Raw genomic sequence first — 24,517 nt, forward strand, 5'->3', positions numbered from 1 at the left:
TTTAAGTTTTTTCTCCAAGAAACTAATCCGCTCTTGTTCTGGCGTTTGCTTCATATTTCCATTCCCCGGGAAACTTCCTGATCCAAACTCTTCTGACTCTTTACGCCACTTATATAATTGGGCAGCAGAGATTCCTAACTCACGAGCTAGCTCAGAAAGATTCTTCCTGTTTTTACTTAATTCAACTGCTCGCTCTTTAAAAATGCGATCGTACTTTCTACGGACTTTAATCATTATTTCAAAATTAAGATATTTTATTGTTCTTAACTTGATCTGCCGACTAAGTTAGCAACTCCATTGTGTGCCCTTTGCACTAACGTTCGTAGATATATAAGAAATATTTGTTTCCTATGTAAATATTATTATTTTTGTTATCACCCACGTATAAAAGTCAGTTTACTTTCAGTGATCATTCCTCTTGTAGGGATTATTAAAGCTGTATAGTAATCCCAAATCACTATTAACAACCCACTTTTATGCTGAGCAAAAAGATCATTATTTCTCAACAAAGCTGTATTCACTTTGTAGACCCAGAAGAAATCATTTACTGCAAATCGGACAACTCCTGTACCTTTATTCACCTTGCAAACGGGAAAAAACTAATAGCTGTAAAGTCCTTGACCAAAATCGCAAAAGAACAATTGTGTTCACCCATGTTTATTCGGGTTAGTCAATCTTATTTAGTTAATAAAAGCTATGTAAGTTTTATTAATAAAAAAACTAGAGAGTTGGTACTATCAAATGAACAATCGATTCCATATACCTTAACAATTAAGGAATTGTTCGGATTAATGTCAGCCAATAGCTTGTCTTTAACTGATTAATTCGCCTGCCCTTAAGAATCAAACCCAAAACTCGGGCAATTTCTAAGCGCACGATAAGCATTGAATCAAACTGGTTGCTAATATTGGTTGACCCAGGAATTACTCATCTCCCTGGGTTAACCAATACTAGCATCTGTTGTTGCATTCCTGACTCCATTTGTATGGTTTTCAACTTTGTACTTTGCTTCCTCTATTAAAGGACCTGATGGAAGATGTCACACTGTTTCTATCAAACTTGATTCATACCGGCTATGCAGTAACAACTGGATCACGCTTTCGCCGAATGGACAACAGTGATAATTTAATAGGAACATCTTTGTATACAGGACCAACAAGGAAAAATAGGGCGGCCGCCATAGTTATGAAAAATGAAAATAATCCATGCACCAAAATAATGGATATATGAAACAAAATGCCTGCGACAAAAAACGGCTTCCAGTACTTGCGATCCATTACGAGAGTAGTAAACAACAAAATCTCTAATATTATCGTACCCCAAGTCAGTAAAACAACCGAATAAGGATTGGCTATTATTGGATCTAATAACAACCTAAGAGCCGGCGTCATACCAAACGTCGGATCATTGAACCAATAGTAAATCGCCGTGCCATTTACCCAATCCTCAATAAACATCTTGCCTACAGCTGCATGAAAATATATCAGTGCAACCTGTAGTCTAATGATCCAATAAAAGAACGCAGCGATCAACTTTTTCTCACGTATGAACCGAATATGAGCTGGCATTACATCCCAATGTGATTTCCTGTCATCTACTAAACAAATTGGAATTAAAAGAATTGAGATATTAGCTGCAATTTGATCACCACCTTCAATCAAAACAGCAGCATTTATAAAGCTTACAGCCAACCATGCGTGTAGAAAACAGGTAATCTTAATATATCTTCCTGATATAACTAGCAAAAGTATTAAAATGGCAATAACACGTATTAATTGGATATTGCTATAAGGTAAAAGGAAGAAAAAATTAAGGTTGTTAAAAAATAAAATGTTGGCCTGATCTAAGGCATTGTTAAACAACACCCCAGCTGGGCGAAAAAGAATATCAGGCTCATTAAATATGAGTGTCAAAAGTAAGCTCGACGCAAGAATACTTCTTGCCAGGCCAAACATATTTGTATTAACATTCGTATTGATAAAATCAGCAATTGTATTGTCACTTTTTCTCAGAAATAGCTTGAACATGAAGTTTTACAATTTTAGAAGGCATAATGACTTCCTGGGAGAGACTTGCCCATGCCCAGGGAACCGGTACTTTTTTCTGTATAAGTAATTCGCCCGTACAACGCGGAATAACGCATTTATCTTTAACGGTGAAGGCTGGAATAATGCTATCTTTAAAATATGACTCTATCTTTTTATCGCTATTTACCCACATAGAATCACTTATTTGAGCATAGATAGTTGCCAATTCAGTATTGATAGCTCGTCCGCTTCTATCTAATCCCCCCAAAAAACAAATGCTTGCACCAGGAATATTAACCTGCTCCCATTTTCCTTCTTTGTTCTTCTTATAGACGAACGTCTTTGCTTCGCGTGGATCTCTTGTGAAAAAAGCCCACCCTTGGGGAAAAATCGATAAACAATTAAGCCTTATTTTCTCACTGCGACTAATTGCACTACCAGGCAGAGAGCTAACCGCAACGACTACGAGCAGAAATCCAAAAGAAGTGATAAGCAAGAAAAATATTGCTCTAAGTCTGTTTACCTCGTTCATAATACTACTTTGATAATAAACAATGCTTCCCGGAATGAACAGTGCATATAAGAACACCCATTCCAGGAAGCTGGTAATTATAAATTGATTCGTTAAATATTCTGAGCGATAGAGGCAACCAATTTTTCTCTTGATAGTCCATCGGCCTGTGTTATATCACTAACTTCAAAGTCAATATTCACCATCGTTTCAACATTTACGGCAACTGCTAGGTTAGTTAAAAGTGCACCATTTATCACTGCCACTACGTTTATAACCATACCCAAATTGATAGCTAAACAATCATCGCCGTCACCATCGCCCTAACCGTCATCTTCAGCCGTCCGCGCAAAATTATTTCCTAAAATCTTCACATTAGATGAATGCAGGTCAAATATCTCAGTAACACGACGCTCTATTTCGGACTTATCTTGAATCCTTTTGTTTCGCAAATCATGCATTAGTGTGTTGAACTTCAAAGGATTTTTTTGAAGCGCCGCATAAATAATCTTCTTTCCTTCTGTTTCATTTTTTGCAAATTTGCTCACTTTCGTGAGGAAAACAGCCTTCAATGTAATGTCAGATGCCTTCTTAAGCGCGTTATCTATTCTTATAGCATCCCGACTTAATATTTCTGTTTTAAACTCTTGCAAAAACCCTGGAAAGTTGCTGTTAACAAAGGAGATAATCTGATCTTCAGCCTGGGCATTTTTCTTTTTTTGCTCTTCTGATATTGTGCCAACTACACTCTTATTTTTTGACAACTCAGGAATTTGCGTTGCGACTTCTCCGTCGCCAAGAATTATTCCCCGATATATATCTTCCGGTGTATAGTCTTTTCTTGACGCCAGATCTTGGTCTGCCGACTTCTTACATCCAACAATAGCCGAAACAATGCCTAATATGGCAACTGGAATCCAAATAAATCTTTTCATAGTTTTAAATAATTAATGGAATTAAAAAAAGGATAATAAAAACAGTTTTTAGTTTAAAAATATTTTATACTTGCATTAAATATGTGATACTACCATGACCTTATTAAAAGCTCTTATTATCTCGCCTGCATTGCCAGGCATAATATTTTTAGTAGTTTCTTTACTACAGGAAAAATTCCCCCCTAAGAAAATCAATAATGTTTATGGGTACAGAACGAAAAAATCTATGTCCAGCGAGGAAAACTGGAAGATTGCAAATAGTTATTCCAGCAAGCTGGTACTAAACTTTTCATTCATATTGATAACTCTTGGCGGCCTTTCGATCTTTCTTCTGCATAACTCGCTAATTCTATCTATCGTTACTGTTGTATCTTCGGCCATTGCAGCAATTCTAGTAATCGTTTTAACCGAGAAAAAACTAAAATAGCTGCTGTTGAAAATCAGAATAACACAGTATTATTCACTTCGTCTTTTATTAGTTCAATCTGTCTGGAAGGTATTTTCACAGGCATCGAATTGATTTTTTCTTTTAAAGCCATCGCAGATTCAAAATTGCGGTTTGATACATAAAAGAGGAATAAATAGTATTTTGGCAAAAATCTATTAGGTACCATGTTGCATGCCATCTGAAAGTGATGATAAGCTTTCTCTTTTTGATGTAAACGCTGATAGCAAACTCCTAAATACATATAAACAAGGTAATTTGAATAGATCAGGTTACTTTTATTAAACAAGTTAACCGCTACCTGGTAATCACCAGATTTATACGCAATGGTTGCATAATCGGTCACAAATAGATAATTATTCTGTAAGGTCGGCAACAATGCATCAAATTCAGGTTTGAGGTTGGTGTATTCCTCCACGCCTTCAAGCGCCCGAAATCCGAGCCATTTTCGCTCTACTTTATACAGCCTCACTTGGTCCACTATTATTATAATGCTATATGTACATACTAAAGCAATCAAAATTCTAGATATATCTGATCCAAGTCGAATCCCACTCCAAGCATTTCTTACAGAAAAATCTATCATGCAACATAGAATTAGCCCTACAGACATAACCGAGATAATATGCATTGGGTAGGATAATAGTACACATATCAAAAAAGAAATTACGGCACCACATCCTCCTATCTGATATACCCTTTTTTCTTCAACTACGCGACCAATATTGCGGATAGCAAAAAGTAGGACGCATCCAATACCTATCGATACTAGCACTAGACCAACAATTCCTAACTCTACTACAACCTGTAAAGCATCACTGGTTGCTATGTTAATGTTATCCGCCAGCATAATCTCTGTTGGAGTAGCCTTATTACTCTCAAAATATGCAGCCTGAGAAAGATTATATTCTTTACCAAATTTATGTAATCCTATTCCGGTTAAAGATCTTCCAGGCAAAAGCCGTAAGGATTGTTTGTAGATAAACCATCTACCTAATGTGGAGTCTTTCTTAAACATTGTTAAGCATGACAAAAAGATTGTTACGCTACCTACAGCAATTAAATAAATAGCTATTCTCCTTTTTTTATGTCCAGTTATCAACTTATATAGCGGTTCCCTGTATTTACAGAGAAGAATAAAAATTGTACTCAATAAAATAGCAATCCAGGAAGTTCTGGAAAAAGAAAGGATAGACGCAACGACACATACTGTAGCAACAATTGACAATATAACTTTTGAAGTTCTTTTGCCGCCTAACGGATTCAAGATGAAAAGACCCGCAAATAGGATTGGGGTGACGATAGACAGAAAACAGCCATAAGCAGATGGGTTTATAAAAGTACCCCCGAGCTTAAAGGAGGAATTACTATAGTTTAAAATACCGGCGAATTGAATGATTCCAAGGATAGACTCAAAGGCCGATAAAACTAATATAAGAATCCATATATTCCTTTCCAGATAATGCTTTCTAATAAAAGAGGGTAGCAAGAAAAATAAAATCAAAAACTGATACAATGTAACAAGTGCGCCATTCCATCCTATAGTAGGCACGCTATCTTTCTTAAAGAAAAGATAACATGCAGCAACTATCATCAAAATTTCAAGCACGTTTAGACTTATTACCTTTTCTTCCCTGTGGATGCATATATTAAACACCAATAAAGCCGCTATAATTAAACTGGAAGTGACAAGAAAATACACTTCCTCCATCCGCAAAATGGTATGTCCCGCAACATAATAACCGACTAACGTTGTGCAGAGCAAACATAATACAGGGATAAGGGTCAAATAATGCAGTATATAAAACTTAAAACGTCTCATTTGTCATTTATACGGTATGGGACAATATTGCAATCCATAATGCTACAAAAATTAAAATCTTACACCGCTTCAATTAAATAACAGACAGTCAAATTTCTTAATGTCACATCGTCGTCCATCTAGCAATAGATACATCTCTTCCAATTTGAAGTCTTATACTTAAAGAGCATGTCATAGTATACTGTTAAGTAGTAGACTATTTTAGAGTGTTATCAATAAAAGTTGTTATTGTCGGCATTAAAGTCGGATCCAACGTTAACAGAGGTAAATGATACGACTTTAAATTAAGTTGTGGGTCTGCTGCGCAATTTTTTAAAACATGGTTCATCCCTTCTATCAAAACCAATTTTGCCGCAGGATTTGCTTTAGACAACCTTACAGCTTCTTCAGTTTTTATCTGTAGGTCACTGTCACCTTGAATTAACAGAATTGGACAATTTAATCCTTTTATTAGCTGGCAGGGATCATACTCGAAGAAAGATCGCAGGTAAGGTTGAATTGAAGGCCTGAAAGTCAACTTCAGTTCAGATGGAATATTGGTTGCAATTTTTCCCATCTTAATACTGTCTATTATAGAAGTTGCACTACTATATCTGGCAGGCATCGATTCCTTTATTTGCTGGAGAAGAACCGAATCTGCAGGTGATCCCGGACCAGCTATACCGATGTAGGCGTCCACATGTATCTTTCCGGCAGCAATCATAGCCAGTATAGTACCTTCACTATGTCCTATCAGTACTATCTTTCTTATTCCCTTCTCTTCCTTTAACTGTTTAATCCAGTGCTGAAGGCTATTAGCGTATGAATCAAAAGATAATTTTCTTTCATTATAATTTGGTCCAATACTCGCACCCACCCCCGCCTTATCGTATCGCAAACAGCTTATTCCAACTTTCGCCAGTTCATGGGCAATGAATTTATATGCATTCGTATATATAAGACCGTATTGGTTTCCATCTCGATCTGTTGGCCCTGAGCCGGGAACTATAACGACTGCGATTCCTCTACTATTCGTTTCCGGGATGGTTAACGTCCCATATAATTGATCTTCTAAGGTCAGAGACAGTTCTACTTCCTGTTCCGTATAACATCCATTAGCGGAAATTTGCGCTATTGATATAATGGGTATACCCCACAAGAACAACAAATAGAAGAGGAATCTTGATGCTACTCTTTTCATACCATAATAGATTGACACCACATTTAATATTTGTGGGAATAGTGGCTTGACTGTAGCCGCTATTCAGTTCTGAAGATTTAAATCAGATGTTTAATGCTGGACCCTTCTTTATATAACAAATTCTGATGCAATCTGATTGATGATGATTTCCTTTTTCAGACGATCAGAGTTATCACCAGAAAAACCAGTAGCAATCGGTGCATATAAATAAACATCTAACAATGTTGACGACGCTTCACTGTTTACTGAAACCACACTGCTCACAGCTATTGGTTCATATAAGACAATAGAACTAGAAACGTAGTTATCAAGGCTATCTAAAGCACTTGGGTTGCCCTTGGCTATTAGTTTAAATTTATTTTTTCCTTTAATTAGTTCAGTAGCTGCAATCAGCGCTTTGTCAATACTTGTCGGATTACCACTTGTTACTTCTGTTTTAAATTTCTCAAAATAATCCTTGTCATTTTCTTTTATATCTTGAATAATCTCACTTACCTCTATTGTTCGTTTTGCAGATGAAGAATGACTAAGTTTTTCACGCAAAGAAACAATATCCTTGTATGCTGTGATCTTAGAAGCAACTTTTCCTTCCATAAATAGAATGCCAGCGAACAATTCTTCTCCAGAATATATTTCTGTTTGTGAAGACCTACCTGGTATTAACATGTATACACCTATTGCAAAAAGTAATAGGGCAACGAAGGAGATTGACAATTTTTTAATTAATTGCTTTTTCATAGTCTTATATTTTACAATTAGGAATATTTATTTCACAAGTAAATGATCAACTTTTTTTTAATTTAGCAATTGAAGAGCGCATAAAGTTTAATTACCAATAATAGCAGATCAACTCCTTGACATCAATCCAAGTTACCTAAATATGAATGACATTTCATACATCAGAAAACGTATTTCCTGAATCCATAGCATGAAATCTGGAATTCGATAGGTATTCTTAAACTTTCAATCATTGTTAATTTTTGATTTTTATCATGTGCTGCCATTTATGTGCCTATAAGAAGCTCTATGTTTATAGTCAGAATGCCCTTCTGCGTTATACAATCATTATGATTATTTAAAATTCACTATGCCAAATGGCAAACTATAGGCAGATATAAACCTGGCTATATTTTGTGCGCATCTAGTAATATTTCTCCCAAACAAAAAGTCCAACGATGAAAACAAGTAAACTTTTAAATACTCTGATGGCAATTTCATTTATCCTGCCGTTGTTATGTTGTCAACACACTCCACCATCAGACCTGGAATCGGTTTTTAACAACGCAGGCAACAATAGAAAAGAACTTGAAACTGTAATAGCCTATTTCAGTAAAAATCCTGCGGACAGTCTAAAACTAGATGCTGCCATATTTCTGTTAAAAAACCTGGAGGGGCTTAAAACATTGGATTCAACCTCAATGGAAAATACTCAGATTTACTTCACGGCGCTCAATAAATATTATTTAAATCAAAAGTCAAAAATTGATTTTAGCGCCGCCTCAATAGTGATCGATAGCCTAAATAGAATTTTTATTGATTCAAACAAAAAACAAAGTAGACCAATATATCTTGATGAATCAGCGACTGTATCTGCAGATTTCTTAATTAAAAATATTGACTTAGCTTTTCTGGCCTGGCAATCTATGCCGTGGAGTAAGCATGTTGATTTCAAAGTATTTTTGGAATATATATTGCCTTATAGATGCACAGACACGTACGGTTACAATACTCGGCAGGAATTTTATACTCAGTACAAATCCATTAAAGATTCGGTAAAGGGAGAAAATAGCCCTTTTATTGCCGCTAATTATGTATTAAAAGACGTCGACAGCTGGTTTACCGAAGATGGAACAATATTTCAATATTATCCCTATTTAAAACCCATAACCTTTTCAAACTTAACAAAAGGAAGAATAGGTGCATGTATTGAAGCTAACTCGTTAAAAATTGCAGCACTCAGATCAATTGGTATACCTGTCGCTTTAGATGAAATTCCCAACTGGGGAAATGTTTCATCATCACATTATTGGTACAAAATCATAGACCCCCAAAATGACACTATAACTACCTTAATTACTAACCAAAATGAGCGAAGGTACACCCAGCATCTAATCTCTGGTTCTTCGTATGACCTTTATCCAGAGTTTAAAGGATTGTCGGATTCTATTGTACGAAATTACATTAGAACAGTTCCGAAAGTTTATAGACGTACATTTGAGAAACAATCAAATAGTCTTGCTGCTATTAATAATGAAAACAACATTGAAATGCCTGATTATTTTAAAAGTGATCGTATAAAAGACGTTTCAGACCAATATCTCAACTGTGTAAATGTTGATATCAAGCTTGATGATGCTCCTCAAAAATCTCAATACGCATACCTATGTATATTCAACAATACTAGCTGGATCCCTGTGGCATGGGCAAAAGTGAACTCTAATTTTTGCACTTTTGAAAAGATGGGTAAAAATGTTGTTTACCTACCTGCATATTTCAAGGATAAACAAATAATACCTGCCGGCGCCCCTTTTCTCCTAAAGAATGACGGATCAATTGAGCGATTTGTTTCTATGGAAAAACAAGAATCAGTAAAGCTCCGCATGAAGTATCCTTTCCGAATCTATGTAGAATTTTGGGAAAGCTTTATGATAGGAGGAAGATTTCAACTGGCAAATAAATCAGATCTATCTGACACAATTACTGTGCACCGAATTGATAGTCTTCCGTTTTACCAAACAGATGTTAAAATTCCTAATAAAGATCACTATCGCTATGTAATATATCAATTCAGTGGTATTCCTAAAATGTTTATCTCTGAAATCCAAGTCTACGGGGAAGATGAGAATGGAAAGGAGGTAATGTTGCCTGGAAAAGTAATTGGAAATCCCGGCAGATACCCCAAAACAATTGATAAAATACGGGACGGAGATAACCTTTCATATTTTGAAAATCAGGACAATAATAAGGAGACTTACGTGGGATTTGATCTTGGGAGTAGAAAAAAAGTAACTAGAATCAGCTTTGTACCTCGGAATGACGACAATGCGATTGTAGCAGGAGATATGTATGAATTATTTTATTGGGATAAAAGATGGATATCGATTGATTCACAAAAAGGCGACAGTGATAAAACAGTAATATTTAATGATGTTCCAAAGCAATCGCTTTTAATACTGATTAATAAAAAAGGTGGTGTTGAGAACAGGATTTTCACCTATCTAGGGGGAAAACAATTCTTTTGGTAGCCTCTTCGATAAAAAGAGTAGGCAAAAATAGAATGCTTACTCTTTTATTTTCAATTAAACTGTGTAATGATTTTGATTATACCTGCAGTTTCTGTTGTGAGCGGTTTCAGTTCCGTTTTATTACTCCATCAGCGGTTATAAACAGGGTGTAATGCTCTTTCAATACTGCTTCTTTAACTCATTGATTACCATTTTACTAAAAAAATGAGCAAAATATTTTCATCTTAATACTAAAATTATTAGTATTCTTGCCATGAGATTTCGATATGAACAGCAAGCAACAGATAGTAGTTGAATTGCGGAAAGAGCTGTTATTACTTCAAGGTTTTAAGGCAGCTTCGCCCGATGCGGCGAAGGTTGACTTGGGTATGATGAATGGTTGTTTTCCCAACAGTACATTTCCAACAGGAAATGTACATGAAATTATTAGTACAATTGATAGCGAAAAATCTGCGGCAAGCGCATTTGTATGTGCCGTTGCAGGGATGTTGATGAAAAGAAGTGGCCCAGGCATCTGGATTTCAACAAAAAATGAGATATATCCTCCTGCGCTCAATCAATTTAATGTACCTGCTGAACGCATTGTTTTTGTTAAGGCAAAAAGAGAACTAGACGTATGTTGGGCTTTGGAAGAAGCATTAAAAACTGACGGCTTGGCATTTGTGGCTGGACAGGTTCAGGATCTTAGCTTTACTACCTCCAGGCGGCTGCAGCTTGCTGTTGAAAAAAGTCAGGTTACAGGTTTTATACTGCGTCATTCTCCCAATTCTGTTAATCCTACCGCCTGCGTCTCGAGGATGAAGATACAGCCCCTCAGAAGTGAATTAGCAGACGGATTACCAGGTATAGGTGACCCGCGCTGGCGGGTTATAGTCGAAAAAGTTCGTAATGGGGTGCCTGGTGTTTTCGATCTGGTGTGGGTCAAAGATCATTTTATTACCCGTATCCCGCAAACGGGTGAAGTTATTATCGATATCGATAGAAGAAAAATCAGTTAGCAATGGGAAAGAGATATGTGGTTATCTGGTTTAGGTTTTTATTAACCGATTATATGATCCGCCGCCAGCCTGATCTAAAGGGTACTTGTTTCGTCTTAACAGAAAAACAGCATGGTCGTATAGTTGTAACTGCTGTTAGCGAGGCTGCCTATCAAAAAGGTATCAGAGAAAACATGCCTTTAGCAGATGCAAGAATCTATGTAAATGATCTTTTGGTGGTGAATAGTGATGATCAGCTACCAGAACGATTGTTAAGGGACCTTGCTGAGTGGTGTATTAGATTTACGCCAACTGTTAGTTTTGAGCTGCCAGACATTTTGCTACTTGATGTATCCGGCTGTACTCACCTGTGGAAAGGTGAAGGGCAATATTTAAGAGCATTATTTACTCGAATAAGAGAATTTGGCTACACTATTTTTGCTGCGTTGGCAGATACGATTGGCGCGGCATGGGCAGTCAGTCACTTTGTTGGCAACAGGATTATACCGCCATTGCAGCAGTGGGAAACTTTGCACTCACTCCCTTTACATGCCTTAAGGATTGACATAGAAACGGTGGAACGTTTTAATAAACTTGGGATAAGAACAATTGGTGATTTAAAAACTATTTCACCTTCCTCTATAAAACGAAGATTTGGGGATTTGGTATTAAGCCGCTTAAGACAGGCATTTGGGGAGGAAGAAGAAATAATTACTCCCATTACTACTATATCTCCTTATACGGAAAGATTACCGTGCCTGGAGCCTATACTGACGCGAAAGGGTATCGAAATCGCACTTTCAAAACTGTTGGAGCAATTATGCTCACGACTTGTAAAAGAGAATAACGGGTTGCGAAAATGTTTATTTAAGTGCTACCGGGTTGATTCAAAGGTAATAGAGCTGGAGATTTCAACACAGCGACCCTCTAATAGCATCAGTCATATTTTTATGCTTTTTGAAAATAAGATAACCACCATTGAGCCAGCATTAGGGATTGAACTATTTGTGCTGCAGGCACCACAAGTTGAAAAACTGTCGCCAGCCTTGCAACCATTATGGGAGCCTGCGGCTATTGATAATAAGCGGTTAAGTGAGTTAATTGACAGGCTTAATTGCCGTCAGGGTATAGAAGTACAAAGATATTTGCCTGCAGAGCATTACTGGCCGGAGAGAGCCTATAGGCTAGCCGTTTCACTGGATGAAACATTAACGACGTGGCCTTTAAATCAATATTTCCCACTAATAATTTTTACCCCTCCGGTTAAAATTACTGTTACGGCGCCCATCCCGGATTATCCACCCATGAATTTTAGGGATACTAGGGATACTCGTTTACATACAATTGTAAAAAGTATTGGTCCAAGGCGAATTGAAAGCGAATGGTGGATAGAGGAAAGAAAACATAGGGATTATTATCTGGTTGAAGATACAGATGCTGGGCGCTATTGTATCTTCCGCGTAGGCCACTATGGCAGCGATACAACGGAATGGTTCCTGCATGGAGTCCTTCCTTAAAAACCCGAGGTGATATGAAATATGTGGAGTTACAGGTAACAACCAATTATACGTTCCTTGTAGGTGGATCTCATCCTGGGGAAATTATAACTGAAGCCGCAAAGTTAGGATATAGCGCTATTGCTATTACAGATAGAAATACATTGGCCGGTATGGTACGTGCATACGCGGCCGCAAAGCAAACCGGCATAAAGCTTATAATTGGCTGCAGGCTGGATTTAACCGATGGCGTCAGTCTACTTGTTTATCCAAAGAACTTAGAAGGATACGGAGATTTATGCGCTCTGCTTACAACCGGTAATCGCAGGACTGAAAAAGGAAAATGCCTTTTACGAAAAGAAGATGTATACGGTCTTAAGGCATGCAAATTCATTGTTGTTCCTCCTTCTACTTTGGAAGAAAGAGCGTTACCGGAGCACTACCGAAAATGTGTATTGGAATATGCTGAAAGGTTTAGTGCAGGAAGTATGTATCTTGCCATGTCAAGATATTATTTAGGTGATGACACGCAACTGCTGTATAGAATTAACGAGTTAGCAGATGAAATTGGCTGCCCTATCGTCGCCGTGAATGATGTACACTACCATTCCGCCGAGCGCAGGCAGCTTCAAGATGTCCTGACCTGTATACGGGAAAAATGCACTATACAAAATGCAGGATTTCGGTTGCTACCGAATGCAGAACGCCACTTGAAGGCCGAAAAAGAGATGGAAAGGCTTTTTAGGCAATATCCAAAGGCGTTACAAAGTACAATTGATATTGCAGCTGCTTGTCAGTTCTCCCTGTGAATGTGTCCCTTTCGTCTGATATACAAAAACAAAAAAGGACTTTGTACATATCTCCTGATAACTCCTGAAAAATAAACTTAAAATTGTCAACAGCATCAGAGTAAAAGCATTTCTCAGCGCTCGGCATTATCATCGGCTCAGTACTGTCGGCCGGGATCGGAAAGCGGGATAATTCACCCAATCGGGAGGAGCAAAGTTTAATGTTCATAACGGACAAGGTTTTCATTCAACAATAAATTATAGGGCGCGAAATGCGCTATTCTGGTTGAATAGCCGTCAGTTTAGGAGGGAGTAGATCAAATCAAATCTCATATTTTTTTTGAACTCCAAAAAAATTAAAATTTTAATAAAACTACCAAATACAGTAAAGGTGAGTATAACCCTAACTAGCAAGTGGAAACCAAATATTTCTTCATAGTTATTCTTTTCATTTGACATAAATGTTGCACAAGTTACCGGATGCCTTTCGGTGCCCAAATTGTCAAAAACATGTATCATGGAATCGGTTACAAGGCTATCTTTGTGTTATAGCTTTGTCATTAGAAGATATACTTGGGCAAAAAAATATAGGTAACTCGGACTATCTTTTCTTATTTGTATAATTGGTTCCTGCCCCGCTTCGCGCCTTATGAGAACAGTTAACTTGTTTAAAAACCTAAACTATGAATAATGAAAAAATTGCCTTTTTCAAAGGTGGATGCCTCCGCAATTACAGTAAGACCGTTTGTGCTTCCTAAAGACGCTCAGCTAATTTACCAGTGGGGGTATCACACGTTTGGCAGCCAAGCCTGGCAGGGCATTCGCACCCTTGAAGAAATTATGAAGGTTTTTAAAAGCATTGAGGAGTCAGATATCGCCCAGGCATTTATTGTGGAAACAGAATATGGCATGCCTATTTTTGAAATCGATTTGCGGCTCGCCAACACGGACCCGCTAAGTACTGCGTTCCAGTGTGCAGCGGACGATCATCTATGTGCATTCTTCTTCCCGGCCACCGGCGACAACGTATTAATGCAACTGGGATTGGCGGTATGCCTTAAATACCTGCTCCTGGAGACCGAAGGGATAGGAAGAATGCTTATGCCTATCTATAAGCGAGAAACCTTCCTGGAAAAGACGCTGGCTGCCGTGGGATTCAAGAAAATCAAAGTAAGTAAACCCGCGAAAATCTTAAGTCTGTACGCTATCTCAAAAGATGAATTTTTACATCTAAGCCACTGTTAATACAACCCTGGTATCACAGTTTCCCCAAACCGCCAGTACCGGCTGACCATTACAATTGGTCAGCCTTAATTTGTTAAAGATCCTGGTGGAGATTTGTTACAGTCTACCCAATTGAATAATTGGAGTGTCTATGCAGAGAGTAGAAGACCGATAAAACGTAGTGCAGGTAGCATGTAAATGGAAACTGTTCCTGGAGACAGCTACCAACATCTTTATAACGAGAGTAAGGCACAGCAGTTAAAGACCATTGAGCTGCTTTGGGATGTCTTGAAAGCGATTCAGCCCCACAAGATTCATATCGCGATCCAACTAGCTATTAAGTACACATACAGCTGGACGTAGAAAACAAACCAAATCTTTCTCTCTCGTAGCTAACTACCTTGCCCTTAAGTCCTCTTCATCCATTTTCTGTTCTGCGGCCGTTAACATTCTCTTGGTAAAAGGAAAGCGTTCTTTTTTACGAATACGCATCTCCTCAATTATTTTATAAATATTGGAGATGGGACAATTCCACATCACCGAGATAACCTCTACAATGGCTTTAATTTTCAAGTTACCGAATGCTCCATAAGCATGTAACAAAAATATTAACTCTGCCAGGTGGACTTTCTTTAACCTCCAGGTTAAGGGTCGCGGCATACTTTTATGCCCAGGCTCCTGTTCATCGATTCTTTCTTCCAGGTAGGGCCGGAGTAGTTCGTTGGCTTTGATCCTGGCGACTTTATAGCCCATCTCCGTACAGAAGCGGCTGTCATATAAAAGGTAGGCATCTTCGGTGGGAAGCTGTTCACTTTTGTTATTTCGAGTAAAGTATATCGTGTCCATTGAGGTGTCTTCCATCCGGTAGTACTTATATATGTCTGTATTCTGTTCAAAGAAGGCGTCCATTTGCTTAAGCTCCTTTTCTAAAAAGTCGCAACGTTGCTGCTTGGTGCCAACCGGTATCCTCGATTCAATGGTTACTATGCGGATATAGTAGATAAGAAGGCTATAGAATTCGGGTTGCACCTCCTTAAAGAAAGATATCTCCTCCTTTTGATCGGAAAACTTATAGGATAAAATAAATTCCTTTAACTCCACAATCGCAGACATGACGATTGCTACGTTATCCTTTGCCCGGCGTAATGGTGATCTGGTCTGATCAGCAGATACCTCCCGCAGTTTGTCCTGCATGCGGTCATACAAGTCATCAGAAAATTGTCGCATGGTATTTTTTTTATGAAGGTGTTCTGGTTTGGGTTGGTTGGTTACAGTTCTTCTCGTCCGCTACACATGCTGGCCACTGTGGTGCTGGCCGTAAATTTCGGCAAATAATCAACCCAACGTATCTCCATACGGGTTACAAGAGGTTGTACTACCCCGATAGAGATAGGTTATGTAATGATAAATGGTGGTGCTACCTCGTAGTTATTTGCTAACCGGCTGCTCACTGTTAAGAAAGTCAGCCCAGCGTAAAAGCATTTTCCGCAGACTTCTTGCGGCAATGGGATCGTTCTTTGTCCGGTATGCCTTTGCATGTAGACTTTTTACCGAAATTTCCTCAGCACCGGTAGTAGTGCAGCTTTCGGCGACAACTCGGAGGACGTCCATGAAATTACTGTCTTTGATGGCGCCCAGTTTATGCAGTAGCCTTATTACAGCCCCAAGTTCAGCGACAGACATTACCAGGCGGATTTTTCTGGCTGACTCCAGGTATCCTTCACCGGGAACGGCGACAGGCAGGCTAAAGTCTTTCCTGGCCTCCCAGTAGCGGATCTCTTCATCCAGCCAGGTGGTGAGAAGATCGGCGGGCGATGGCCTGTCCGGCAGCAAAAGCATTTCGGTTTTTATGGGATGTTGCCTTACTTCCTTTCTAAACCAATATAATTTCTCAAGACGGTCCTTAACCTTTGTGAATATGCCTGCCACCGAGGAAATCAGCCGTGTAAAATGCCTGATGTAGTCGGGGTCATTAAAATTATAAGCAATTAACACGTCGTGTATCCTGCTTTCTGCCTCTGGCAGCGTATCGCTCGCGTCCAACCGGGACAATGCCCTTAATAATAGATGGTAATAGTTAATGGTGTGAAAGGTAATAGGTCGCTGAAAATCATTTAAATAGTGGGCAATTGGTTTTAAAATAATATCCCATAACACCGCGTCTTTGTCTGCATAACACACCAGTTCATTGATGCCGCGATATGAGTCAAAAAGAGCATCCCTTTTCTTCAATGCCAGCGTATATGGAATAGGGATGTCATAGTCAAAATAGCACGGGTAAAAACGCTCCATATCTTCCAATATGAAATCTAACTCATGGCAGACAAACTCGTAAAAGTCTGTCAATTCCGGCTCCATATCGTGTTCATGTGCTATCTGAAAGTCATGTATTTGTTCTGCCAGAATGATCGTGTTTTTCTCGTTGTTTTGTAAATATCTGCAGCCATCTTTGTCACTTAGTTGTGTTACATTGCTCAATAGACTTTCTAAAATACGTTTCCTCTCTGAAGCTACTAGCTGGCGCCATTCGGCGATACGTGATGATGATGGCTTCTCTTTTTCGAGTGTCAACGGAAAAAATTCACTTTTTACGTTCTCCGCAATGGTTTTTAATTCATTTACCATGTGATAAAGTTTTATACGGTTAACAGATTGAAATCACGGTGGCAGATGGTCTTCCATTAATTGAACGCAACTTACTATCAACTGGATATTGGCGTTATAAGTTACGAAATACTAGTGGAGGTATAAACCATTTCGCCACAAAAGCAATTTGAAAATTCCTGTTGCAAATAAACAGTAAGGGCAAGGTTCCAATTATCAAAAATCTATATATGTACGGATATTGTCTATAATCGTATACGTTTTGGCGAAAATCGAATCTGAGTGACAGCTTCTATTAAACGCAACACTGCCAGTTGCAAGTTCATTGTCCCTCCTTAACGATCAGCAGGTGTTGCAGACTAGGATCTCCTTCAATCCTGGTCATCTCAGATTGAATAATTAACGCCACGTCGTCTTTGACTTTCAAATAATTACGGTGGATCTCTTCGTCGGTCACCGGGTTGCCATTATTTATATCAACATACTGCGACTCTTCCTTTTTTATTGCCTCTAAATCGTTAACAATTTGAGCATGAATGGCTTTAAATTCAATTCTCTGGTCAGGGTTATCACTGACTACGCCGACAAACTCTCCGCTGCTAAGGGTCGCAATCCTGGACGCTGGTACTGCCGCATCCAGTTGTGTAGAACGGCTGCTGGAGGTATCATTCCGGTTTATCGAAATACTTTCTCTTTCCTGGACGATTCTACCAAGCCTTTCTGATATCTGCTTGGCAGTATCCCCGGTGGTTTGGCCGCTTAATATATTTCCTACAACGTTTATAATTACGTCCGCATGTTCTCTACCGTAATCGCGCCGCAGCTGCGAGAAGTCCTGTACCGCCATGACTGTTGCTGCCTTATATCCACGTGCCACGGCCAAAAATTGCTCGATGCCATTGAGGAATATCGACGGCAGCTCATCGATGATAATGGAACTTTTAAGTCTGTCTTTTTTCAGCATCACCCGCAGCAAGCGGAATACGTATAAAGAAATGACAGCACCATAGGTGAGTGATTTTTCGGGATTATTGGCTACACAGACGATCTTAGGGTGTTCCGGGTCGTTAATGTCGAGCGAGAAATCATCTCCCGTTAGCACCCAATACAACAGCGGAGAGGAAAGACGTGCCAGGGCTATCTTAGCGCTGGCAATCTGGCCTTCGAGTTGTTCAGCGGCACCATTAATATAGGCAGAGGTAAATGGGTTTATAAGTACCTCTATTTCTTTTTGGGCGCCCAGTACTGGGAAAAGACGGTCATAGTCGATTTGAATTAACTCAATTGCATGGGCCAGCGTACAATATTTTCCGTCCTGATATTTTCTTAGAAACCAAATGGCGCCAGAGACAAAATTTATTGGTGACTCCACAAAGAACTCACCCTGCCGTTTTATAAACTCTCTATTAAGCCCTAAGAGGATGGTGCGGGAAGCCTCAATGGCGTCTGTTATGTCGGTCATCGATTTGGGATCCAGCGGATTGCAACGGTGAATAGGCTTATCGAAGTTTATAACATAAAATGTGGGTGGAACCTTATAATTATGCCTATGTTTGAGATAGAAATTATAGGCGATTTTTGATAGGTCTGGATATTTGAAATCGTATATAAAACAGGCAAAACCCTTGCGGATATGCTGTTCTATCACATGACGGATAACAAAGAAGGTCTTTCCCGCGCCAGCGGACCCTACCACTAATACGCCTCTGAAGGGATTTATTATATTGATCCAACTCGATCTTACTTTACCTTTTAAATTGTAGCGGGCAGGCAGATTGATGCTGTATTCATTCTCTATTTTTTGTTCCGTTTGCGGGAACGTTTCATTTAAGGTGTTGAAGATGTCTTTGGTTAACTTTAGCTTGATCAACCTGCTCAGGCGGGTGCCTCCTGCCATAATAAAAAGATATCCAAGGCTGCACAAAGTGGTGTAGCCAATGCCTACAGCAATTATGTTCATGGGCGCATAAAAAACATATACGCTCACATAGTACAATGCCGATCCGGCCAGCATATAGCTGACGATCTCCCCTTTTTTTATCTTCTCATCTTTTTTCCCTTTGATGCCGACCAGGGAGAGCAGTAGCAACACAAGGGCGCTGATTTTTGTGATGTACAGGTTGTTGAAAAGACCGGTCCTTGCAAAGGTTATAAGTAAACGCCGGGCGAATTCATGAGCAAAGCCCAGGTGTTCCCAAGTGCGATAACAAAACACATAAAAGTGCAAAAGCAACAGTATCAGGCTGCCCTTTCGCATAAAATCCATGATTTTATGAAGCCCGCGCTCCTCATCACTTCCATTCATAAACAAATCGTTTAAAATGTTAGAAAATGCGGGCGTGTTGATGCTGTGGGATGTTCTTTAGCGAGGCCTGTGACCTCTCTTTTTTATTGTTCTTTTTTTACGGGATGTCTGTAAAAGTTGATACGGTATGTAACTGCGCCCTGGTGTCAGCTTAAATATCTCTTCCACGATTTGGGCGATAATGACGATGAGCTCTTTTATAAGTTGATTGATCCGATATGCGATAATGTCGATATCCCTTTTCTCGCTGTAAGCAGGTTTGGGCGGCAATACTTTATCCAGGCGCTCACGAAATAATTCACATTGGGCGGCCGTCACCTGGTTAACGTTAAGCCACCTGCTCACCGATGGGTCAGCGGCTACCCGGTGCGACCAGCGGGCACCCCTGCGCGACAAAAAGTAGGCAGGACCATACTTACCTTTTTCATCGACAGATATCATCATGCCCTGCGCTGCCCAGTAAGTGAGTATTTGCGGTAGGGTTTTGGAAAAGTCAGTACCTGCCAGAACAGACTTTACAAACTCACTGTTATCTGCCGCCTTCTGTATATCCTGCTGCGGCGGTGGTATCATCCTGGTGCGAATACCGGAGAGGCTGTAAGCTGCGCCCAGTTCATCGCCAGCATAAACCACCCGCGTTTTATTGTCTATATATGTCAATCGGGCTATATCTGCCCCGTCATCTTTCTGGTAGTGGACATAAATACCTTTCTCTGCCAGTGCGGTGGTAAATGCCTCGTCAGTTAACGGACGTGACATAGGTGCCATAATCCTGTCGATCGTAATCTTCAGGCGTTCAGCATATGCCTGGCGTGCAATGGCGGCGGGCGCGAATTTTTTTTCAATATTGTTAAGCGTGGGCTTAAAATAAAAATCCGACGCCTTAATCGGCACTCCGATGCGGCGCCCATCGTCATCCAGTAAACAATAAATAATGCCTCTTTTATCAGATAAGCGGCTGCCCGGCCTTCCACCTTCTACATAAACGCCATATTGAGTGAGTATACCTCGAAAATCCTCAAGGCTTGTAAACCGGTAGCTGCGCAAGACGTCACGGACAACTGCGGAGATAGCCGCTTTCGTTTCCACTTGTCCATAACGGACTTTTTCCAGATTGATAGGCTTTATCTGGTATTCCTGTTCTGGTTTTCTGCTCTCTGCAGGTATCAGTCCAAATTCCTTCTCGATGGCCTTACGTGTAGGCTCTGACTTTTCCCTGCCAATCATGTGCAGGTCTATGCGCTTACCCCCTTCCTGCACGTTTGTTGTGACGATGTGAACATGCGGATGAGCGCTATCAAGATGCTCGTAAACTAAGTAAGGCTGGTCGCCAAATCCAATTCCCTGCATGTATGACCTGACGATTGAATGCAGTCGTTCCCTTCCGAGTAAATCCTCGGGGGTGAAGTTTAAACTGATGTGAACTGCATTGGTCTTTACCTTCTTGTTCTGCCTGGTGAGTAGCCTGAATCGCAGCAACTTTTGGCTGTACGTCAGATCGGCAGCGTCACAGCCGAATTTGTCGGCCTCCAGTAGCATAGCAAAGCCCTTCGCCACTTTTCGTTCGTTATATCGAATAACCGCTGTTATCGACTTACCAGGAATCACTTTTGCAACCACTTTTTTGCCAGCTCACTAACGATTAACAATAGTTCATCTATCCTTGCCGTCACCTGGTGGTACTCCTTTAGCACACCTTTTGAATGCAGCAGCTTCTGATCCTCCGTACTGCTTGCATTGAAGTACCGGGTTACCTGGTTAACATTTACGCCTATGCTCCGCAGCTCGGAGCGTATCTCACTTAGCCGTTGCATAGGTGAATGCAGGCTGTTATCTACATAAAAAATGGTGATCTTGTCCCCGGACAACACCCGTCGTGCTGCTTCTCCTATTGAGTTGCAGTCTCCCTCTGCTACCATTTTCTCCAGTCGTTTATAGACGGTGGCCGTAACCCTGGTGCGGACTGGATAAATGAATAGCGCCTCCTTGTCTGTTGCAGGTCTTCGTCCCATAGCACAAGTCTGTTGTAGTTGAACAATTCGTTTGACTATGATGCCGTAAAGGGAAAGTGGTGGAAAAACCTTCGCACCTGGAATTATTGTGGACAAAAATACATCTTGCTAACCGCGTCAAGAGGCGGTTAGACGACTGACTTAAGTCGGTGGCCCTTTAAACTTTAATTGGCATGGTGATATCATAATTCTCATTTTTTCTCTTACCTGCTACTTTAATTTTTACTTCCTGCCTTTAAAAAAAGAGTTCGTGCGTGGCTGGCCTCCTGCTCCTCTGTCCATGAAACCGGCCACCGGATGTACTTAGAAGGGGTACTAAATCCGCTACTCGGTTCTTTTATAAAAAGATATTTCCTGCCTTGTGGCTGTACTTCGCCCGGCTTCAACTATTATTACAATAATCCTGTTAGGTTTGTAAAATTTACATTCATCTTAGACTGGCGCCACCACAATAGATATGCTACCGATATGCCCCTGGCCTGAGCGAAGCTGCAGTTACTGGAGCGGTCACCTGTAGCAATTAAAAGGGTATGTGAACACCAGGCCGCCGACTTTTTATTTTATGGATTTCGCTTAAAGATATCGGCGCTGTTTACCCCATGACTACGGATTTTGTCTTTGAGCTGCATCCACAGTCCGATCATATAATCGCTGATTTCCATCAGTTCATCTGCTGTCAAATGATTTGGATTTGCCACACTACCGGTGCCACCGGCGTCTTTAGGCGCCTCCTCATATCGGAGGATGGAACGGGTAAAGCCTTCTCCTATCTCCAGCGTATTGCTTATGCAGATGCTGTGACCTTCCAGCTTTATCTGGCGGCCGTTACTAAGAATGAGTATCCGTTTTTTAATTGATGCCATGTTACACGTTTAGTACTTTCACAATTCATTTGATGCCTCCCTACCGCTTTTATAATAACAGCAAAACAATAAGTCAGAACACTGCTGGCAGCTATCGTCGCTGCCAGCCATCATTCGCCCTTAGTGACTTTAATTACAAGCCTGGCCTGCCGAATCAATGCTGGTAACTATAGTTTTGAATTGCGATCATTAAAGGTTGCTCCTTTGAGATTTCTAAAGAACTAAGACTACCTACACATAAAAGATCATTAACTGCCCTGCGATAACTTTTGGGTCGGGAATTCAAATGCTACATATACCTTCCACGTCTTGGCCTATTTTTTTTAGGGTAATTGATGCTTACATGCTTACCCTCGTATTTTTTCAGCCCTGCCTCTTCTTTAAGTCGTTCAAAGGCTTCTACGGCATCCGGCAAATGCTGGCTCGTGTTCAACTTATACCGGCTTTTATGCGGCCCCCAACCCACATCAAGTTGGTAGACATCGAACAGGTTTGTTGAAGGATCGAACTGGTAATGGAGCTCATAACGTACAACATCCTTTCCTTCGTTTAGTGATGCTACAGTGGTAATTGTAAAACCATTTAACCCATCGCCATCATCCTGGTTGACAATAGCCTTCGCAATATTCTTTTTTAACTGTTCCATCAGCTGTCGCTGGCTGAAAGGCGCACCTAAGCGTTGCTCATTGAATCCTTTGTTAATTAGTAATTGCCGATGTTCATAAAAGATGTGTTCCCACTGAGCCATAGTTGAACCGATAAATTGTATTGATGCTTGGTTAGGTACAAAAAGCAATATATTCGTCACCAGGCCATTTTGCTAAAAGTTGATGTTTTAGTATACTCCCTATCTATGTATAGTTTTTACGAGAAACTTTTCCATTTATACCCTCTTACAGGTGTCCCTTCGCTGACCTTCAAAAAACTGATTGTTTAAAAGTTGCTATAGCCGAGGTTGATCAGCCACCTTTGTAGTGCCAACTTCTGGAACATCCGCTAAGCGCGAAATTTCCTAAATAGAAATCTGGTAGTTGCTTTTCTTTGCCAGTAACTTCCCTTTCCCTGGGTTGAACCTTGCCCACCAGTTGTTATAGTCTTTCCTGTACCTATAGATTTCTGAGCGGTCAAAATAAATTCCATTATCTGCTTTTCCTTCGCACAGCCTTCTGGTGCATTTTCTTCCGGCCTGGTCGTCATCTAAATACAAATCGACATGATCGTATCGCTCCATGAGGAGAATACTTTTTTCCAAAAATGATGTTGAGTTTAAAATGAGTATATCAGGTAACTGCCGACCCAAGATCTGCATATGGGTGGCATATGAAAGAAAGTCAAACATGCCTTCAAATACCGCTAATCTCTTGGAAGATCCACATATAAAAAGAGCATCCTTTGGCGCTGTACTGCCTTTGAAAAATGCGTTACGCAGCTCATAACCACCAGCGTTGTTTATCCAACCAAGTGAATAAAATGTTTTTCCATTAAGGGTGAATGTCACTTCCTGCAGGAAACGGGCAGCTACATCGCTAGAAATGTTCCGCGTGGACAGGTAACGAAGTAATGGAGGCGACTTTATTTGCCTGACAGAAATTATCTTAATGTCTGACTTTTTGGTAGGTTGCCTTCGCTGTTGCGGCACTTTGATCAGTGGTGCACCCTCCATCCTGGAGAGATAGTCCAATGTATCTGATACGGTGGCGCCATTTAGCATCTTACAGCAAAGGTCAACTACAGAACCGCCGCCGCCGTCACCACCAAAATCCCGCCATTCGTTGGTTGTCCGGTTTACCTTAAACGATGGCGTTCTTTCATCCCTAAGCGGTGAATAGTACCAGTACTCATTCCTCCCGGTTGGACCCTTTACAGGATTATAACCTAGCCTGGCTAAGAAATCTACAATATCTATCCTTCGGGCTTGCTCACAGTTCATTGTCAACTCAACTTTAGTTCCTACTAAAACTTTCTATTGTCTTTACCGTCACGGAAGTCCATCGACAATGCCATTGTGTGGCACCGTTATAACATTTTTGTAGACACAAATGTCGACCAAGTGTAAAGGGAAAAATCACAGCTAACAAAAAGC

23 protein-coding genes are annotated in these 24,517 nt (G+C 40.1%); 7 read left to right on the forward strand and 16 right to left on the reverse strand.

Features of this window, described 5'->3' with window-relative positions:
* Positions 1-234, reverse strand: a 234-nt coding sequence (locus tag BLV62_RS25295) for a transposase (protein WP_139170394.1), incomplete at its 3' end; no start/stop codon positions are given.
* Positions 235-476: 242 nt separating this feature from the next.
* Here BLV62_RS25295 and BLV62_RS29045 point away from each other — a divergent pair.
* A complete protein-coding gene (locus BLV62_RS29045) occupies positions 477-824 on the forward strand; it encodes a LytR/AlgR family response regulator transcription factor (protein ID WP_089765470.1) in 348 nt (115 codons plus the stop codon).
* Positions 825-1,073: 249 nt separating this feature from the next.
* Here the strand turns inward: BLV62_RS29045 and BLV62_RS25305 are convergent, their stop codons facing one another.
* From BLV62_RS25305 to BLV62_RS25315, 4 genes are all read right to left on the reverse strand, one after another.
* Complete coding sequence (locus BLV62_RS25305) at positions 1,074-2,027, reverse strand: sporulation-delaying protein SdpB family protein (protein ID WP_089765473.1); 954 nt, start codon at positions 2,025-2,027, stop codon at positions 1,074-1,076.
* Positions 1,999-2,559: an SdpA family antimicrobial peptide system protein gene (locus BLV62_RS25310; RefSeq protein ID WP_089765475.1), complete on the reverse strand. Its 561-nt coding sequence runs from the start codon at positions 2,557-2,559 to the stop codon at positions 1,999-2,001. Before BLV62_RS25310 ends, BLV62_RS25305 begins: the two co-directional genes overlap by 29 nt.
* A 92-nt stretch (positions 2,560-2,651) precedes the next feature.
* Positions 2,652-2,819 carry a hypothetical protein gene (locus tag BLV62_RS28435; protein ID WP_168927998.1) on the reverse strand — a complete coding sequence of 56 codons (168 nt, stop codon included), beginning with the start codon at positions 2,817-2,819 and terminating at the stop codon, positions 2,652-2,654.
* 42 nt (positions 2,820-2,861) lie between these two features.
* Complete coding sequence (locus BLV62_RS25315; protein WP_089765477.1) at positions 2,862-3,473, reverse strand: hypothetical protein; 612 nt, start codon at positions 3,471-3,473, stop codon at positions 2,862-2,864.
* Positions 3,474-3,567: 94 nt separating this feature from the next.
* Between BLV62_RS25315 and BLV62_RS29050 the strand changes: the two genes are divergently transcribed.
* On the forward strand, positions 3,568-3,900 hold the full coding sequence (locus BLV62_RS29050; RefSeq protein ID WP_089765479.1) for an SdpI family protein: 333 nt from the start codon (positions 3,568-3,570) through the stop codon (positions 3,898-3,900).
* 13 nt (positions 3,901-3,913) lie between these two features.
* Here BLV62_RS29050 and BLV62_RS25325 read toward each other — a convergent pair whose 3' ends face one another.
* The 3 genes from BLV62_RS25325 to BLV62_RS25335 all read right to left on the reverse strand — a co-directional run bounded on the left by BLV62_RS25325 (position 3,914) and on the right by BLV62_RS25335 (position 7,658).
* A complete protein-coding gene (locus BLV62_RS25325) occupies positions 3,914-5,629 on the reverse strand; it encodes an O-antigen ligase family protein (protein ID WP_168927997.1) in 1,716 nt (571 codons plus the stop codon).
* A 307-nt stretch (positions 5,630-5,936) separates the two neighbouring features.
* The gene (locus tag BLV62_RS25330; RefSeq protein ID WP_089765483.1) at positions 5,937-6,920 is read right to left on the reverse strand and encodes an alpha/beta hydrolase; all 984 of its coding nucleotides are present in this window, start codon (positions 6,918-6,920) and stop codon (positions 5,937-5,939) included.
* A 108-nt stretch (positions 6,921-7,028) separates the two neighbouring features.
* A complete protein-coding gene (locus tag BLV62_RS25335) occupies positions 7,029-7,658 on the reverse strand; it encodes a hypothetical protein (protein ID WP_089765485.1) in 630 nt (209 codons plus the stop codon).
* Positions 7,659-8,095: 437 nt separating this feature from the next.
* Between BLV62_RS25335 and BLV62_RS25340 the strand changes: the two genes are divergently transcribed.
* From BLV62_RS25340 to BLV62_RS25365, 5 genes are all read left to right on the forward strand, one after another.
* The gene (locus tag BLV62_RS25340) at positions 8,096-10,165 is read left to right on the forward strand and encodes a discoidin/SUN/FTP domain-containing protein (RefSeq protein ID WP_089765488.1); all 2,070 of its coding nucleotides are present in this window, start codon (positions 8,096-8,098) and stop codon (positions 10,163-10,165) included.
* Positions 10,166-10,431: 266 nt separating this feature from the next.
* Positions 10,432-11,163, forward strand: a complete 732-nt coding sequence (locus BLV62_RS25345) for an ImuA family protein (protein WP_089765490.1) — start codon at positions 10,432-10,434, stop codon at positions 11,161-11,163.
* A 2-nt stretch (positions 11,164-11,165) separates the two neighbouring features.
* Complete coding sequence (locus tag BLV62_RS25350; RefSeq protein WP_089765492.1) at positions 11,166-12,659, forward strand: Y-family DNA polymerase; 1,494 nt, start codon at positions 11,166-11,168, stop codon at positions 12,657-12,659.
* A 14-nt stretch (positions 12,660-12,673) separates the two neighbouring features.
* A complete protein-coding gene (locus BLV62_RS25355) occupies positions 12,674-13,447 on the forward strand; it encodes a PHP domain-containing protein (RefSeq protein WP_168927996.1) in 774 nt (257 codons plus the stop codon).
* Between the two features lie 669 nt (positions 13,448-14,116).
* Positions 14,117-14,671, forward strand: a complete 555-nt coding sequence (locus tag BLV62_RS25365; RefSeq protein WP_089765498.1) for a hypothetical protein — start codon at positions 14,117-14,119, stop codon at positions 14,669-14,671.
* A 375-nt stretch (positions 14,672-15,046) separates the two neighbouring features.
* On the opposite strand, the gene BLV62_RS25370 is transcribed toward BLV62_RS25365, so the two are convergent.
* From BLV62_RS25370 to BLV62_RS25405, 8 genes are all read right to left on the reverse strand, one after another.
* The gene (locus tag BLV62_RS25370; RefSeq protein ID WP_089765500.1) at positions 15,047-15,877 is read right to left on the reverse strand and encodes an RteC domain-containing protein; all 831 of its coding nucleotides are present in this window, start codon (positions 15,875-15,877) and stop codon (positions 15,047-15,049) included.
* 201 nt (positions 15,878-16,078) lie between these two features.
* Entirely contained in the window at positions 16,079-17,275 is a 1,197-nt protein-coding gene (locus BLV62_RS25375) for a hypothetical protein (protein WP_089765502.1), read from the reverse strand.
* Positions 17,276-17,576: 301 nt separating this feature from the next.
* Complete coding sequence (gene mobC / locus BLV62_RS25380; RefSeq protein WP_089765504.1) at positions 17,577-19,559, reverse strand: conjugal transfer protein MobC; 1,983 nt, start codon at positions 19,557-19,559, stop codon at positions 17,577-17,579.
* A 57-nt stretch (positions 19,560-19,616) separates the two neighbouring features.
* Positions 19,617-21,179, reverse strand: a complete 1,563-nt coding sequence (locus tag BLV62_RS25385; protein ID WP_089765506.1) for a relaxase/mobilization nuclease domain-containing protein — start codon at positions 21,177-21,179, stop codon at positions 19,617-19,619.
* Positions 21,164-21,571, reverse strand: coding sequence for a plasmid mobilization protein (locus BLV62_RS25390; protein ID WP_089765508.1), 408 nt, complete (start codon positions 21,569-21,571; stop codon positions 21,164-21,166). The genes BLV62_RS25385 and BLV62_RS25390 overlap by 16 nt, the downstream gene beginning before the upstream one ends.
* Positions 21,572-22,131: 560 nt before the next feature.
* The gene (locus BLV62_RS25395) at positions 22,132-22,434 is read right to left on the reverse strand and encodes a hypothetical protein (RefSeq protein WP_089765511.1); all 303 of its coding nucleotides are present in this window, start codon (positions 22,432-22,434) and stop codon (positions 22,132-22,134) included.
* Positions 22,435-22,723: 289 nt separating this feature from the next.
* A complete protein-coding gene (locus BLV62_RS25400) occupies positions 22,724-23,182 on the reverse strand; it encodes a hypothetical protein (protein WP_089765513.1) in 459 nt (152 codons plus the stop codon).
* A gap of 264 nt (positions 23,183-23,446) precedes the next feature.
* Positions 23,447-24,364, reverse strand: coding sequence for a toprim domain-containing protein (locus BLV62_RS25405; protein ID WP_089765515.1), 918 nt, complete (start codon positions 24,362-24,364; stop codon positions 23,447-23,449).
* Positions 24,365-24,517: the final 153 nt, after the last annotated feature.

The sequence above is a fragment of the Chitinophaga terrae (ex Kim and Jung 2007) genome, assembly GCF_900107795.1.
In the GTDB taxonomy this organism is placed as follows: Bacteria; Bacteroidota; Bacteroidia; order Chitinophagales; family Chitinophagaceae; genus Chitinophaga; species Chitinophaga terrae.